The organism is Pararobbsia alpina (genome assembly GCF_902859895.1).
GTDB lineage: Bacteria > Pseudomonadota > Gammaproteobacteria > Burkholderiales > Burkholderiaceae > Pararobbsia > Pararobbsia alpina.
This window is the reverse complement of sequence record NZ_CADIKM010000003.1, coordinates 195,702-210,976: the sequence shown is the minus strand read 5'-3', so window position 1 is coordinate 210,976 and position 15,275 is coordinate 195,702. Positions and strand designations below refer to the sequence as shown.

Here is a 15,275-nt window from a genome sequence, read left to right as displayed (position 1 = left end):
TCTCACGCTCACAACATCGATTTGCCTTGAGAAAGGATCTTGTCGCACACCTGCTTTGTCATCTGCTGCTTCAGGCCGCCGCCGCTTAGGTCCAGTTGTTTGCCATCGCCGCTTTTCAGGATGCCCTTTGAACCGTCGGTATAGCCGCTGTCAGACGAAGACGAACCGCCCGGCAGCTTGCTCATCAGGGAATCCTTGACCGACGATGCGCCCCCGCCCAGATAGTTGTTCTTGATACAAAATTCCAGAACTCCCGCGACGTTCCCTGTACTGCTGGATGTCAGTGATTGCAACGAGAGTCCGTTACCCAATCCACCCAAGCTGGAAGGTCCACCGGACGACCCGCTGTTTCCACCTTGATTAAGAAGGTCGCCCAATTGCGCGTGGGCCGTGGAAAGGGACAGCAAGCCAGCGATCAACAACCCCTTAGTTACGGTGCGATGCATGCGCGCGCTCATGACATCCCCCTTTTACGGAACCGAAATAGCTTTCACTATAGTGTCTTTCAGAGACACCACGGTTGCGCGAAGCGAGTGGGTATAAAAAAACCCGCGTGATGCGGGTTTACACGGCAGGAGTGGTCAGTGGCAGCGCCTTTCCCAACGGCGACCGCCCTGCTGCTTCTGGAATCACCGCGACTTATTTGACGGTCGCAGTCTCTTCGGCGACCGCCGCCCCAAAGTCAATCGTCCCCGCCGTCGCTCTCGTCTTCGTCATCCGATGGCGCGGCGGCGGCCGACACTCCATAGCGCTTGACCAGCTCGCTCTTGAAATGCGCGAGCGGTGCGCCTTGCTGATCGCATAGCTGATACATGGCCGCCAGCGTGGTGGGCCAACTATCGACGCCTTCGGCATAGACCTTCATCCGTTTCACCGTATCGAGCGCATCGGCCTCCCGCCCGGCGAGCACGAGCAGGATCGCCTGCCGCCGCAGCACGACGTCGCCGGGCAACAGGTCCATCGCGCGCTCATGCATGTCGATCTTCTCCGACAGATCGCTCGAATCGAGCGACAGCAGCGTGGCCAGTCCATAGTCGCCCCACGGCTTGAACGCGATCGCCGGATCGGCGCGGTACTGGCGTTCAGGCGCATCGCCGTAGTACAAAACTTCGGCATGCCGGTAGTCGAGCAGCACCGGCACCAGCGCGCCGAGACCAATCACGAGCAACAGCGTGTAGGCAATGCGCGACGTTGCCGGCGGGATAAAACGCGCGCCGGCCGGCTCCAGCAATCCGATGAAGAACGCAGCGGGCAACAGGAAGAACAGATATTGCTGCGGGTATTCGACCAGCGCGTGCACTGCCAGAACACCAAGCAGCGTCAACCCGAAGACCGTAGCCGGGTTGTGTCGGGCACGCAGCACACGAATCAGCCACATCGCGAGGCCGCCGAACACGATCACTCCGCCTACGATGCCGGTCTTCGCGAGCAGGTCGATCACGATGTCGTGTGAATTGTTCGCAAGCTCGATCTTGCCGAGCGCTTCGGTCAACCAATACTGGTGAATCGGGAACTCACCCCAGCCCACGCCGAACAGCGGATGCTCCTTGAACATCGTCCAGCCATAGCGCCAGAGCGCGAGACGCGGCGAGATCTGGCCCGCCTCGCGAAAGCGGTCGGCCGCCGACTCGGCCAGGTTCAGGTGCCAAGCATGATTGGCCCAGCGCACGCCCACGTTCGCAAAAACGAAGATCGCGAGCAACACGACCGGCGTCACCAGCGCGCGCCAGCGCGAGGCCCGGCCAAAGCTCGTCTCCGAACGCTGCGCAAAACCCAGCCATGCGGCGCCAAGAACCACGATGCCAGTCTGCAGCCAAGGCGTGCGGGAAACCGTCAATGCCTCGCCAATTGCGAACAGCGCGCTGAGCACGAACCAGCCAATCCAGGGCAGCCGGCGAGTCGACAGCAGATAGACGGCCGCGGCCATCGCGAACGACAGGTATGTCGCCAGATGGTTGGCCTGTGCCATATTGCCGAACGGCCGCCGCTCGGTCGTCACGTGGTAGGCGACGACAAAGGGACGCGCGGAAGTCTCCCATCCAAAAGTCTGGATGACCTGGCAGAACACGGCGAACAAGCCGCCGAGCACCAGCGCAATCGCCGCCGCGCGCACGACTGCCGGCGCCAGCAGCATTCTCGCGGTCCAGAACCCCGCATGCTGGGTGAGCAGCGCGGCCATGACAAAGCCCAGTCCAAGCAGATTCATTCGTGGCAGCGTGGTGGGCACCACGACGATCTGCAGCGCGAGCCATGCGCCGAACAGCAACATGATCACGCCGGACCTCGGTGCGGCCAGCAACCGCGCGCCCTGGCTTGCCTTCGCATACAACACGACACCGAGCGCCGTGGCCAGGTACAGCACGAGTGCAACGTATTCCGCGTAGAAGGTCGGAATCGGATACGTATGAGAGACGACACCGTAGGGAATCGTCAGCGCCAGCATCAGCAGGATTAACGTCAGGTATCGCAGGAACTGGACAGGCATCGGAGACTTGAGCAAGTGGATGCAAACCGCGCACTATACAAAACTTTCCTTGCAGCCACTGCTTTTTATGAAGCTAGGCTCGACATTCCGCTGGAGCGAGCCGCGTGGGAAGCGTCGCAGGCGTGCCAGGCGACGGACCAGGCTGGTCGAACGAAGACTGCGCCTTGCCGCCCGCGAAGCACTCCCAGTTCACCGAGCCGACCGGCAGCACCCCGGAGCGAAGCGCGGTTCGCGCGCCAGCCCCTTGCGCCGCAGCGCCACTCACTGCCCCACCGCTTCCACCCGTTCCACCTGCGTCACCCTGAGGGTCGCCACTGCTCGACGGTACCAGTTTCAGCAGGTTCGCATCGGCCGACGCCACTCGTTGCGTATATCTGATCTCAATCTCGCCCGAGCTTGGATCGATGTGCATCGACTCGACGTTGCGTGTCGCCGCCGGTGCCGAATAGCCGCGGTCGAACGGCGCGCCATTCGATGCGTTGTCCGCCACGGTGAGCCGCGCGGATGCCGCCAGCATCAGGCCCTCGCCAACGCGGCTTCGCGCCACATAGTCCTGATAGGCGGGCACAGCATAAGCGGCAATCACGCCGACGATCGCGAGCACGATCATCAGTTCGACCATCGTGAAACCGGACCTCGCCGCGCCCGGCCACCGGTCCGCTGATGTCCCGCCGGAACTTCGCGCCTGCCGCGTCGAGGGCATGTAGAACACTGACGCCATCTTCGATCTCCCCTGGAATGCGCATCGACTCACGGTACATACCGCGGTCAAGTAGCGACAGGTCAATCGTAGAGGGCGCCGGCCGGAGCGCGTAGTCGGCCGGATGGCCAATCCTCGCGCAAGCGCATCCGTGCTCCATGCAACTGCGTGTGCGTGTGCGTGCGTACGTTCATGCCTGAGCCTGAGTGCATCCAGGCATTCAGGCACGCGCCGCTTTGCGCCGCCGCAAGTGCTTGAGCGCCATGCCCACGCACACCACGAAGGCCGCGCCGAGCGCACACGCAATATAGGCAACGACATCCGACTGGAGCCAGTCGACGCTGTCGACAATCGGGTCGTCGGCAATCAGGCCGCCGCCGATCCATCCAAGCAGACCCGACCCACCGAGCACGATCAACGGTACCCGATCGATAAGCTTCAGCAGCAACTGGCTGCCCCACACGACAAGCGGAATGCTGACGACGAGCCCGAAGATCACAAGCACGATCCGGTGATGCGGTGCTGCATTCTCAGCCGCACCAGCGATCGCGATCACGTTGTCGAGGCTCATCACGAAGTCCGCGATGATGATCGTCTTGATGGCGGACAGCAGGCGATCGGAGGCCGTGATGTTGTCATGCGCGCTCCCGTCGGGCTGGAGCAGCTTGACGCCGATATAAAGCAGCAAGACGCCGCCGATCATCTTCAGATACGGAATATCGAGCAGGACGACCGCGAACGAGATCAGGACCACGCGCAGCACGATCGCGCCGAAAGTACCCCATAGCACGCCTTGCACGCGCTGGCGCGGATCGAGGTTGCGGCAAGCAAGTGCGATCACGACAGCGTTGTCGCCCCCGAGCAGGAGATCGATCAGGATGATCTGTACAACCGCGCTCCACTGCATGTCGACGAGAAACTCAGGCATCGGCAAGTCCTTTTCAACGCGCGACGGGATATCCGTCCAGCGCAGGATACATGACCGGGACGGGCGAAAAAAAGCGGGATATCCTTTTTGAGGATACCCCGCTTGTCCGTTTGCCTGCGGCATGAGGCAGCACGCCTTGTTCCCGCAGGGCGGCAGTGCCAGCCTTTACCGCCCTGCGTCGACGCCGTCGCTGGCGTCAGCCGAATCTTCCCGGCTTGAACATGCTGTTGCGTGAAGCCTGTCCGCCTAGATCACCGACTTCAGCAGACGGCCCATTTCCGACGGGTTCTTCGTGACCTTGATCCCGCACGCATCCATGATCTCGAGCTTGGCTTCCGCCGTATCCGCACCGCCGGAGATCAGCGCGCCTGCATGGCCCATGCGCTTGCCCGGAGGCGCCGTGACGCCCGCGATAAAGCCGACGACCGGCTTCTTCATATTGTCCTTGATCCAGTACGAGGCATTCGCTTCGTCCGGACCGCCGATTTCGCCGATCATGATCACGGCGTCCGTATCCGGATCGTCGTTGAACATCTTCATGACGTCGATGTGCTTGAGACCGTTGATCGGATCGCCGCCGATACCGACCGCCGACGACTGGCCGAGGCCGAGCGCCGTCAGTTGGCCGACCGCTTCATACGTCAGCGTGCCCGAGCGCGACACCACGCCGATACGGCCCTTGCGGTGGATGTGACCCGGCATGATGCCGATCTTCAGTTCGTCCGGCGTGATCGTGCCCGGGCAGTTCGGTCCGAGCAGCAGCGTCTTGCGGTTTTCCTTCCGCATGCGATCCTTGAGCGCGATCATGTCCCGCACCGGAATGCCTTCGGTAATGCAGATCGCGAGATCCAGGTCCGCCTCGACGGCTTCCCAGATCGCCGCTGCCGCGCCCGCGGGCGGCACGTAGATCACCGACACGGTCGCGCCGGTTTCGGCCTTCGCTTCCTTCACCGATGCATAGATCGGAATGCCTTCGAAATCTTCACCGGCCTTCTTCGGGTTCACACCCGCCACAAAGGCTTCGCGGCCATTCGCATATTCGCGGCACGTGCGCGTATGGAATTGCCCCGTCTTGCCGGTGATGCCCTGGGTAATGACCTTCGTATCTTTATTAATCAGAATCGACATGTATGACCTCTGTTCGTTTGGCTGAATGGACGCCTTACTTGCCCTGGGCTGCGGCCACGACCTTCTGTGCCGCCTCTTCCATGCTGTCGGCCGAGATGATCGGCAGACCCGATTCAGCCAGCATTTTCTTGCCGAGGTCTTCGTTGGTGCCCTTCATGCGGACCACCAGCGGTACTTTCAGCGAAACAGCCTTCGATGCCTCGATGACGCCCTCGGCGATCACGTCGCAGCGCATGATGCCGCCGAAGATATTGACCAGGATCGCCTTCAGGCCCGGGTTCTTCAGCATGATCTTGAACGCTTCGGTCACTTTCTCCGTCGTCGCGCCGCCGCCGACGTCGAGGAAGTTCGCGGGCTCGCCGCCGAACAGCTTGATGGTGTCCATCGTGGCCATCGCGAGACCGGCGCCGTTCACGAGGCAGCCAATGTTGCCGTCGAGCGAGATATAGGCGAGATCGAACTTCGATGCTTCGATTTCAGCGGGATCTTCTTCGGCGAGGTCGCGGTACTCGACGATTTCCGGGTGGCGGAACAGCGCGTTCGAGTCGAAGTTGAACTTCGCGTCGAGGGCAATGACCTTGCCGTCGCCGGTCACGATCAGCGGGTTGATTTCAGCGAGCGAGGCATCGGTATCCCAGAATGCCTTGTAGAGGCCGTGCAGGATCGCGCGCGCTTGCGGCAGCGATGCGGCAGGCACGCCGATCTTCGTCGCGAGTTCGTCGGCTTCCGAATCCTTGAGGCCTGCGCCTGGATCGACGGCGATCTTGTGGATCAGCTCCGGCGTCTTCGCCGCGACTTCCTCGACGTCCATCCCGCCTTCGCTCGAAGCCATCAGAACGACCTTTTGCGAGACGCGGTCGATCACGAGGCCGACATACAATTCCTTCTTGATGTCAGCGCCTTCCTCGATCAACAGGCGGTTGACCTTCTGGCCTTCAGGACCCGTCTGATGAGTCTTGAGCTGCATGCCGAGGATCTGCTGCGAGTATTCGCGCACTTGCTCGAGCGACTTCGCAACCTTCACACCACCGCCCTTGCCCCGGCCGCCTGCGTGAATCTGAGCCTTGACGACCCAGACCGGACCGCCCAACTCTTCAGCGGCCTTGACCGCGTCGTCGACGTTGAACACGGGCTTGCCGCGCGGCACCGCGACTCCGAATTTCCGCAGGATTTCCTTACCCTGGTACTCGTGAATCTTCATGCGTGATTCCTTTCGTTCTGAGAAGCTGGATTGAACTGCTGTTGCTGGAGCTGGGACGCCTTGAACGCCGCGCGCGCAACGCTGCGCAGCGAAAGACCAGGACGAGATCTGACCGACAGAACGCCGGAAGGTGGGGCAATTGAAGTGGCGAGAAGCCGGTCTGACCTGCAGGCTGCGATGCATCGCGCAACGCCAATTCACGAACAGACACTGCACCAGGCGTCGCACGACGCAGCGGCATGCAGTGAAAGGTCATTGGAAATGGCATACGAATGAAGCGCTGCAAAATCTCGAAACCGGCGGAGTTTAACACAGCAGCCAGTACCGACTCAGGGCAGGGCGGGCGATGCAATCGGCAATTTCCCGCTGGTCGGTCGACCTTTTGATATGCCGCTGAAGGCGTTTGCGCAAACGAAACGCGAGGTGAGGAAATGGCGAGTGGAGGTCACTCTACGTCGAAATCTTCGTCGTTCCGGTCACTGCCTTTGAGAACGGCCGAAATCGCCGCGCTCGAGAATCCGCGCATCATGAGAAAGCGCGCCTGGCGCATGCGCTCGGCGGGCGTCGCAGGCAGCGACGAAAACTTCTTCGACCAGACGTCGCGTGCACGTGAGCGCTCCGAATCGCGAAGGTCGCCGGCGAGTTGATCGATCAACTCACTGTCGACCGCATTGCGCTTGAGTTCGCCGACGATCCGGCTTGCACCGAAGCGACCGGCCCTGCGGTGCACCACGCTTTCTGCAAAACGCGCATCCGATAGCCAGCCTTCGCGCTCGAGCGCATCGAGCACGGCATCGAGCGAATCGCCTTCTTCGACGAACGGCGTGAGCTTGCGTGCCAGTTCGGCACGGCTATGTTCGCGACGAGACAGATAGCCGAGCGCCCGACCCTTGAGCGAACGCTTGACGGGCGTGCGAGCGGACTTGCGCTGGAGGGTGTCCGCGGAAGCGGATTCTGGCGGATCGAATGATTCGCCGGTAGAAAAAGAGGACAGCGCGGAAGAGCCGGGCGGCAATACGCCTTCCCCGGCAGCGCCGGACACGGGAAAAGGCTCAGCCGATGGAACATCCTTCCTGCGCCAGCGGGAGGATTCAGCCTGTGATGCTTTCGTTTCGGACGAACGGGAAAAGCCGGACGACGGTTCGTCCGGCTCGGATGTGTCGGCCGGTCGCCCGGCCTTTTGCCGTGAAGGCCACATCGCCTGTCACCCTTCGCCTCGATCAGGCCTTTTCTTCGATGTCGTCGTCTTCAACGTCGCCACCTTCGGCGACATGACCGGGCATGGCGATCACGCCGAGCGAGGCGCGCACCTTGTTTTCGATCTCGCGCGCGATATCCGGATTCTCCCGCAGGAATTCCCGTGCGTTGTCCTTGCCCTGGCCGACGCGCTCGCCGTTGTAGCTGTACCAGGCGCCCGCCTTCTCGACGATCTTCGCGGTCACGCCGAGGTCGATGATCTCGCCTTCGCGCGAAATGCCTTCGCCGTACAGGATGTCGAAGATGGCTTCACGGAACGGCGGCGCGACCTTGTTCTTGACGATCTTCACGCGCGTCTCGTTGCCGATCACTTCGTCGGCTTTCTTGATCGAGCCGATCCGGCGGATATCGAGGCGCACCGATGCGTAGAACTTCAACGCATTGCCGCCCGTCGTCGTTTCGGGGTTGCCGAACATCACGCCGATCTTCATCCGGATCTGGTTGATGAAGATGACCATGCAATTGGTCTTCTTGATCGTGCCGGTCAGCTTGCGCAGCGCCTGCGACATCAGGCGCGCCTGCAGGCCTGGCAGGGAGTCGCCCATTTCGCCTTCGATTTCGGCCTTCGGCACGAGCGCCGCGACCGAGTCGATCACGATCAGGTCGATCGAACCCGAGCGCACGAGCGCATCGGCGATTTCGAGCGCCTGCTCGCCGGTATCCGGCTGCGAGATCAGCAGGTCTTGTACGTTCACCCCGAGCTTGCTCGCATAGCCGACGTCAAGCGCATGCTCCGCGTCGATGAACGCGCAGGTGCCGTTGACCTTCTGCATCTCGGCGATGACCTGAAGCGTCAGCGTCGTCTTGCCCGACGATTCCGGACCGTAGATCTCGACCACCCGGCCACGCGGCAAGCCGCCGACGCCGAGCGCGATATCGAGGCCGAGCGAGCCCGTCGAGACGACCTGGATGTCCTCGATCGCCTCGCCGGCGCCGAGCCGCATGATCGAGCCCTTGCCAAACTGCTTCTCGATCTGCGCGAGCGCCGCGGCGAGCGCCTTGCCCTTTTCGGCAGCGAGCCCGGCCGCGCCTTTCTTGCTGTCTTCCATGAATGGTCCTTTGCTATGTTGAATGGCGCTTTTCGGGGAACGGCACGCTCGTGCGAGCATTTCGACGATACTGTATAAAAGAACAGTAGTTTTGACAAGCGCCATTAAGTGATCGAGACCCTCGATCACCGAACTTTTTTCGCCGCGTCCGTTCTTACCTTCCGCAATCGACAGGATACTCGCGGAAGATGTGAATCGATCACTCCTCCAATCGGACTATGTCCTCGGGCCGCCGGCAAGGGCTCCAGCGCGCGATTCCGACCGTACCGCCAGTGGCTCGCAGGTCTCAGCCGTTTTCGTCAGATCCGACCTCGCAGCCCATGTCTACCGAGTCCGTTCTCATCCCCCATCCTTCCCTCACCGGGCTCCCACTACCTGCGTCTCACTCAGGAAGACCCCGCCACCCGGTTGCACCAGCGCCACAGGCGCCGGGACTTACCCTTATGCTTTCAGTCCAAGCGCAGGACTGACTCATTCACGATGGAGTCTTTTAGACAAATTTGCCTGAACTTGGAACGAGAAGTTCCGATGATGGCGGCAACACCCCTGGAGGAGGCGAACAACAGCAAGTCCGGGTTCCTTTCAAAATATCAGCGCATGGTGAGTTTACATGCCAATAATTCCACTGTGCCCAGCAACCCCTCGGGCCGACTATTAATAAAACGACCTGGAGACACGTATGGCTTCTGTAAGCGGGCATATTTCGCCATCGCGCATGAGTGCCGCCGACCGCAAGGTGATCCTTGCATCGTCGCTCGGCACCGTGTTTGAGTGGTATGACTTCTATCTCGCGGGCTCGCTCGCGTTATTCATCAGCAGAAGCTTTTTCTCGGGCGTGAATCCCACCGCGGGCTTCATCTTCACCTTGCTGAGCTTTGCGGCCGGATTCGCCGTGCGGCCGTTCGGGGCACTCGTATTCGGCCGCCTCGGCGACCTCGTCGGACGCAAATACACCTTCCTGGTCACCATCGTCATCATGGGGACCTCGACTTTCGTGGTCGGCCTGCTACCCGGCTATGCGACGATAGGCATGGCCGCGCCCATCATCTTCATCGGCATGCGACTGCTGCAGGGCCTCGCGCTCGGCGGTGAATATGGCGGCGCGGCAACCTATGTCGCCGAACATGCACCCGCTCACAAGCGGGGGGCCTACACCTCCTGGATCCAGACGACCGCGACGCTCGGGCTGTTTCTATCCCTGATCGTGATCGTGGCGATCCGCGAAACCCTGAGCGAAGAACAGTTCGCCGCCTGGGGATGGCGCGTGCCGTTCCTTGTCTCGATCCTCCTGCTCGTGATTTCCGTCTGGATTCGTTTGCAGCTCAACGAGTCGCCGGCATTCCAGCGCATGAAGGCCGAAGGCCATTTGTCGAAGGCGCCGCTGACCGAGGCTTTCGCCCAGTGGAAGAACCTCAAGATCGTGCTACTCGCGCTGTTCGGGCTGACCGCCGGCCAAGCCGTCGTCTGGTACACCGGCCAGTTCTATGCGCTGTTCTTCCTGACGCAGACCTTGAAGGTCGACGGCACGACGGCCAATCTGCTGATCGCCGCGGCGCTGCTGATCGGTACGCCGTTCTTCGTGATCTTCGGCACGCTGTCCGACCGGATCGGCCGCAAGCCGATCATCATGGCGGGCTGCTTGATTGCCGCGCTGACGTTCTTCCCGCTGTTCAAGACCCTGACCCATGCGCTGAACCCTGCGCTCGAGGCCGCGACTGCGACCTCACCGATCGTCGTCACCGCCGATCCGAACGAGTGTTCGTTCCAGTTCAATCCGGTCGGAACCGCGAAGTTTACGTCGTCATGCGATGTGGCCAAGAGTGCCCTTTCCAGAGCCGGCCTGAACTACAGCAATGTCGAGGCGCCTCCGGGCACGCTTGCGACCATCAAGGTCGGGGAGCAGCTCATCACTTCGGTCAACGGCAAGGACCCGGACGCCAAGGCGCAGATTGCCGCGTTCGACAAGAACCTGTCGGGCACGCTGAAGGGCGCGGGCTATCCGGCGAAGGCTGATCCCGCCCAGATCAACTACGTCCTCGCGATCGTCGTGCTGGCGATCCTGGTGCTCTTAGTGACGATGGTCTATGGGCCGATTGCCGCGATGCTCGTCGAGATGTTCCCGACGCGGATCCGGTATTCGTCGATGTCGCTGCCGTATCACATCGGCAACGGGTGGTTCGGCGGCTTCCTGCCGGCCACCGCGTTCGCGATCTCGGCCGCGAACGGCAACATCTACTCGGGGCTCTGGTATCCGGTGATCGTCGCGCTGGCCACGTTCGTGATCGGGATGCTCTTTGTGCGCGAGACCAAGGATCGCGATATCTACGCGAACGACTGAGCACAAGAAAGACGGCCGCAGCCCTTGACAGGTTCGCGACCGCTCAGGATAATCTCGCTTCTTTGGCGAATTAGCTCAGCCGGTTAGAGCGACGGAATCATAATCCGCAGGTCCGGGGTTCGAATCCCTGATTCGCCACCAGTTTCAAGAAAAAGCCGCTGTTCCGCAAGGACAGCGGCTTTTTTGCTTTGAAGTGCCGGTAATGCGCCAGAAAGGACGCAATACGCGTCTAAATTTTAGCTGCGGCCGATTGCCGAAGTCCACGCGCCGCCGAGCCGCACAAAAACCTAGATACAGGCTGCACAAGCGCTAGGCGCGGACCTAGGTAAGTCGGCAATGGCAATCGCCTATGGCGAGGCATGGGCCAATATGGCCCAGCCGTTCTGGGCGCTCCAAGCGCTTGCTATCGCAGGCTTGGGCGTTCGAGACATCACGGGCTACTGCGTGACGGCGCTTTTGTTCTCGGGCGTAATTTTTGTTGCTGGGATGTACCTGTTCTAAAGGACAAGGCGGTTCGTCTCCAGGAAGGCGGGCCACCATGCAGTTTGTATGTTTGCGTTATGACATTGCTGAGGCATGGCTGCGCCTTACCCAGGAAGCGGACAGTTGCGTGGGGGAGTCGGCGGCAGGAGTCATCACGCAGCGTGACCAACACAACAGTACAGGACGCACCATGTCAGCCGCTTTTCGACGCTATGTGGGTATCGACTATTCAGGGGCAAGGACTCCCACCGATGGCTTGAAGGGCCTGCGGGTATACATCGCGCACGCCGAAAACGAGGCGCCAGTCGAAGTACTTCCCCCGCCCGGTCCTCGCAAGTACTGGAGCCGCCGCGGCGTGGCCACGTGGCTCGCAGACCGTCTTAACGAGGACATCCCAACAATCGTCGGCGTCGACCACGGCTTCTCCTTCCCCCTCCGTTATTTCGAGGTCCATCAGCTCGAACCAGAGTGGTACGCGTTCCTGGAGGACTTCCAAACGCACTGGCCAACGGACGCAGAACACGTCTACGTCGATTTTGTCCGTGATGGCCTCGCCGGCAACGGCAGCGCACGACAAGGAAGCCCGAGATGGCGACGCATAACTGAAGAGCGCTGCAAGGCAAAGTCCGTGTTTCACTTCGATGTGCAGGGCTCGGTTGCGAAGTCGACTCATTCTGGCATCCCGTGGCTGCTCTACCTGCACCGTCGACTCGCTGACAAGGTCCACTTCTGGCCATTTGACGGATGGGACGTTCCGTCAGGTCGCTCTGCGATTGTCGAGGCCTACCCGTCGATGTGGAGACGCGGTCTTGCCGCGCCGGAGAACATGACGGGCGACCAGTACGACGCATACACCGTCGCAGCATGGTTGCGGCTTGCCGACCTGGACGGGCGCCTGCAGTCGGCGTTGCACCCCCCGTTGACCGCGTCAGAACGTACTGTGGCTCAGGTCGAAGGATGGATTATAGAAGTAGGCGCTGGCTGAACCATACGAACCGCAGGCGCAGAAATGGCTGCTGCGCTTCAACCCAGTCGAGCGCGCAGCGCCCTGCCCGTGTGCGGCGCAACGCGCCGCCCTCTCTCCCGGGAGGTCAGCCGTGTTCAGAGGTGACACCAAGCAGCGCCAGCGCCCGTTGCAACGCGCAAATCTCGGCCGAGAATGCGTGCCCTTCTTTTTCTTCCAAAGGCTTGCCTATCCCCGAGTGCGCCGCCAGCGAATTCAGCACTTGAGTGATGTAGTGCGCAACCTGCTTGTCACGCACTGACTTTTTCGTTGCCGCTGGAAAGACCTCCGGGGACTTTGGCGCAAGCCACGCGCCGCCGCACGGCCCTTCAAGATACCGAGCCACTTCCCGAAGAACAGTCAGAATTGCCTTCCCGATTGCCTGGTCGGGTGTTCACGACCTTCGGGCTGGGGTGGGCACACGCGAACAGTGCCAACTCGGGGCGGAGGAGCGCAACCTGCGGGCGCGCCTGCTGCGCGTTCTTGCCCATGAAGACCACAGCACGCAGCCTCGGCAGCATCTGTATTAGGCGCGGAAGAGGCTTAAGCCCCTGCTCGAGGTCTTCTGGCGTCGCCGCGCGAATGCGCGCGCCACCAAGCGCCCTTGCGTCACACACCAGCTTGTCCACAGATTTTGTTGGCAAGGCTGTGGATAACGTGCGTGTAAAGACCGTAAGTGCTTGACGCGAAACGCCACCTTGCGCGGGACACCAAGTTGAGCACGACCCTCGCTCGCGTGCAGCGCGGCACCGGCCCGAACTGTTTAGAGTCGGCTTCAGCAACCCAATACGACCCAAGTATCTCGTCGCCCTTTGGCGACCATGAGCGGCTCCGAAAAACCACGAGCCGGGTTGTTGCAACCATGCGCGTGACTTCATGTGCTCGGCGCGAGCAATCTCGGGAGAGAAGGCTTGCCCGTCGCCAACGCGGACAGCACTGTGGTCGCGGATGCAGCGTTGTTGCGACTCAGCCGCGGTGTTATCAACATATGCAATCAAAAAGCGCTTCCGGTCTTTCACATTCGCGAGCCATGAGGACCTTCCAAGGCAGGCGAACTTCGGCCCGTGGTCGTTTCTTCCTGCTTGCCCTTTAGAGAAGCAGGTCTAGGTCGTAAACCACGTCTAGGTCCACTTGTAGCAACACCGCCGCCCGAGTCATGCCGGTTGCTTTACTAAGTCAGGTCCGATTCTTTATCTCAGTGAGAAAAGGTCCTCATGAAGAAGTACACAAAGTTAGCAGCATTCGTTGCAATTGCCATGGCTGCTTCGACGGCATACGCCGACGACGCCATCCTAAACGCCAACAACCAAGTTTCGCTATCCGGCGGAGCTTCCAATCTGAACTACAAGGAAATCTCGCGCGCAGAAGTTCCGACAACGATGAATTCGGAAACCGGCACGCAGGCCGCGATTGGTATCTCGACTAGCCGTCAGGGCTCAATTTTCGGCATCAAGGACGTGTACACCAGCGTGAGCAGCTCGTTCGCGTTCGGTAACACGGCCTACGACGGGCACCTGTTGGACGCCACGTTTACGCCGCAGAAGGCGACGTCGAAGAACTTCACCACGGATGTGCAGCTGCGTCTCGGTAAAGCGTTTCGCTTTGGCGTGCGCTCGCAGTTCCAAGTTGTGCCGTTCGTGCAGTATGGGTATCACTACTGGAATCGCGACGCCGCCAGCCTCGAAACCGAAGAGTATTCCCACAACGCTTTCGGTGGTGGTGTCCTCATCCAGGGTGCACCGACGGACAAGCTCGTTCTGAGCCTCGATGTTGCCGTGTCGGGTATGGTAGGTGCCCAGATGAAGGAGGTCGGTTTTCCGGCAGCCCAGCTGGAAAGCAGGCCGATTACCCAAGTCGGCGTCGGTGTGGATTACGCTGTAACCAAGCACCTGCATGTCAATGTCAACTACAAGTACTCGAACTATCGTTACGGCATCTCGAACTCGGTGACGGACGCAACCGGTAGGTGGTCGATTTATGAGCCGGACTCGAGGACCACGCAGCAACTCGTGATGTTCGGAGTTGGCTACTCCTTCTGACGGAGCTTAAGCGAACCGAAAAGCAGATGGCAGTTGGCTACTCTGCATTTTGTTCCTGGCGCTTCTGTCGCGGGAACAGGCGTGGTGAAACCTGATGGCAAAAGCAGAGACGTTTGCTACCAGCTGCGAGCACTGGGCGCTGTGTCCGAGAGCATGAACGTACCCAGCGCGCCACTTTCGAAGCGAAGGTTGATAGCGACAGTGTCTTCAACCGGGAAGTCTCTAATCGCGTGCGACTTGAACGCCTGCACATGTGAGCCGTTCGACACGAGCCTACTGCTGAAAAACGAGTTGCTCTCGGCCACAAGCGCGCTCGGAATGCTTTTTTGCCGACGTGGTCACGACGTGGCCAAAAGAGAAGACCACGGGTACAGAAAGCCCAAAGAATATTAAAAATTTCACTAAAGATTTCATTCGGCGCTCCGATATTCGACAGGTACTCGTCCAACGCATCGCAGACGGTATGAGAGACGGCGCTGGACTGAGGACCTAGTCCAAGCGCAATGCCACTGCCATCTTGGACAAAGTACGATGCGACAGCGGACGGGAACGCAATCTCCTGCGCCATCGAATACGGGACCTTTGCCGGGACGCGCGTACTGATGACGCCGGGAATGGAGTAAATCTCGACCGACGTCCAGCCCGCTACCTGGTTCGCGTGTGG

Annotated in this window: 12 protein-coding genes, 1 tRNA gene and 2 pseudogenes; 5 read left to right on the top strand and 10 right to left on the bottom strand. The window is 60.7% G+C overall.

The features are described 5' to 3' along the window. Positions 1–8 precede the first annotated feature (8 nt). The 8 genes from HV670_RS05000 to recA form a co-directional block, all read right to left on the bottom strand. Entirely contained in the window at positions 9–458 is a 450-nt protein-coding gene (locus HV670_RS05000; RefSeq protein ID WP_175103530.1) for a DUF2501 domain-containing protein, read from the bottom strand. 224 nt (positions 459–682) lie between these two features. Next, the gene (locus HV670_RS04995) at positions 683–2,485 is read right to left on the bottom strand and encodes a PglL family O-oligosaccharyltransferase (protein WP_175103529.1); all 1,803 of its coding nucleotides are present in this window, start codon (positions 2,483–2,485) and stop codon (positions 683–685) included. 73 nt (positions 2,486–2,558) lie between these two features. Next, positions 2,559–3,188, bottom strand: coding sequence for a pilin (locus HV670_RS04990; protein ID WP_175103672.1), 630 nt, complete (start codon positions 3,186–3,188; stop codon positions 2,559–2,561). A 217-nt stretch (positions 3,189–3,405) separates the two neighbouring features. Then, entirely contained in the window at positions 3,406–4,113 is a 708-nt protein-coding gene (locus HV670_RS04985) for a TerC family protein (protein ID WP_175103528.1), read from the bottom strand. Between the two features lie 246 nt (positions 4,114–4,359). Further along, a complete protein-coding gene (gene sucD / locus HV670_RS04980; RefSeq protein WP_175103527.1) occupies positions 4,360–5,241 on the bottom strand; it encodes a succinate--CoA ligase subunit alpha in 882 nt (293 codons plus the stop codon). Between the two features lie 34 nt (positions 5,242–5,275). Next, positions 5,276–6,442, bottom strand: coding sequence for an ADP-forming succinate--CoA ligase subunit beta (gene sucC / locus HV670_RS04975; RefSeq protein WP_175103526.1), 1,167 nt, complete (start codon positions 6,440–6,442; stop codon positions 5,276–5,278). 445 nt (positions 6,443–6,887) lie between these two features. Then, on the bottom strand, positions 6,888–7,484 hold the full coding sequence (gene recX / locus HV670_RS30875; protein WP_425511382.1) for a recombination regulator RecX: 597 nt from the start codon (positions 7,482–7,484) through the stop codon (positions 6,888–6,890). 178 nt (positions 7,485–7,662) lie between these two features. Continuing rightward, positions 7,663–8,748, bottom strand: coding sequence for a recombinase RecA (gene recA, locus HV670_RS04965; RefSeq protein ID WP_175103524.1), 1,086 nt, complete (start codon positions 8,746–8,748; stop codon positions 7,663–7,665). 679 nt (positions 8,749–9,427) lie between these two features. On the opposite strand from recA, the gene HV670_RS04960 reads away from it, so the two are divergent. The 4 genes and pseudogenes from HV670_RS04960 (at position 9,428) to HV670_RS04945 (ending at position 12,554) form a co-directional block, all read left to right on the top strand. Then, positions 9,428–11,086, top strand: a complete 1,659-nt coding sequence (locus HV670_RS04960) for an MFS transporter (protein WP_175103523.1) — start codon at positions 9,428–9,430, stop codon at positions 11,084–11,086. A gap of 64 nt (positions 11,087–11,150) precedes the next feature. After that, positions 11,151–11,227 (top strand) — tRNA-Met (locus HV670_RS04955). A gap of 156 nt (positions 11,228–11,383) precedes the next feature. Beyond that, positions 11,384–11,587, top strand: a pseudogene (locus HV670_RS04950) (TIGR00366 family protein); the annotation flags it as partial. A 37-nt stretch (positions 11,588–11,624) separates the two neighbouring features. Then, entirely contained in the window at positions 11,625–12,554 is a 930-nt protein-coding gene (locus tag HV670_RS04945) for a hypothetical protein (RefSeq protein ID WP_246257008.1), read from the top strand. A gap of 106 nt (positions 12,555–12,660) precedes the next feature. On the opposite strand, the gene HV670_RS04940 is transcribed toward HV670_RS04945, so the two are convergent. Beyond that, a complete protein-coding gene (locus tag HV670_RS04940) occupies positions 12,661–12,831 on the bottom strand; it encodes a hypothetical protein (RefSeq protein ID WP_175103522.1) in 171 nt (56 codons plus the stop codon). Between the two features lie 955 nt (positions 12,832–13,786). Between HV670_RS04940 and HV670_RS04935 the strand changes: the two genes are divergently transcribed. Further along, the gene (locus HV670_RS04935) at positions 13,787–14,611 is read left to right on the top strand and encodes an outer membrane protein (protein WP_175103521.1); all 825 of its coding nucleotides are present in this window, start codon (positions 13,787–13,789) and stop codon (positions 14,609–14,611) included. Positions 14,612–14,730: 119 nt separating this feature from the next. Here HV670_RS04935 and HV670_RS30870 read toward each other — a convergent pair. Further along, a pseudogene (locus HV670_RS30870) lies at positions 14,731–14,862 on the bottom strand (gfo/Idh/MocA family oxidoreductase); the annotation flags it as partial. Between the last annotated feature and the right edge of the window lie 413 nt (positions 14,863–15,275).

Bases quoted from the DNA above. Each gene is read 5' to 3' on its own strand.
- HV670_RS05000 (WP_175103530.1), bottom strand. From the start codon at position 458: ATGAGCGCGCGCATGCATCGCACCGTAACTAAGGGGTTGTTGATCGCT.
- HV670_RS04995 (WP_175103529.1), bottom strand. From the start codon at position 2,485: ATGCCTGTCCAGTTCCTGCGATACCTGACGTTAATCCTGCTGATGCTG.
- HV670_RS04990 (WP_175103672.1), bottom strand. From the start codon at position 3,188: ATGCCCTCGACGCGGCAGGCGCGAAGTTCCGGCGGGACATCAGCGGAC.
- HV670_RS04985 (WP_175103528.1), bottom strand. From the start codon at position 4,113: ATGCCTGAGTTTCTCGTCGACATGCAGTGGAGCGCGGTTGTACAGATC.
- sucD (WP_175103527.1), bottom strand. From the start codon at position 5,241: ATGTCGATTCTGATTAATAAAGATACGAAGGTCATTACCCAGGGCATC.
- sucC (WP_175103526.1), bottom strand. From the start codon at position 6,442: ATGAAGATTCACGAGTACCAGGGTAAGGAAATCCTGCGGAAATTCGGA.
- recA (WP_175103524.1), bottom strand. From the start codon at position 8,748: ATGGAAGACAGCAAGAAAGGCGCGGCCGGGCTCGCTGCCGAAAAGGGC.
- HV670_RS04960 (WP_175103523.1), top strand. From the start codon at position 9,428: ATGGCTTCTGTAAGCGGGCATATTTCGCCATCGCGCATGAGTGCCGCC.
- HV670_RS04945 (WP_246257008.1), top strand. From the start codon at position 11,625: ATGCAGTTTGTATGTTTGCGTTATGACATTGCTGAGGCATGGCTGCGC.
- HV670_RS04935 (WP_175103521.1), top strand. From the start codon at position 13,787: ATGAAGAAGTACACAAAGTTAGCAGCATTCGTTGCAATTGCCATGGCT.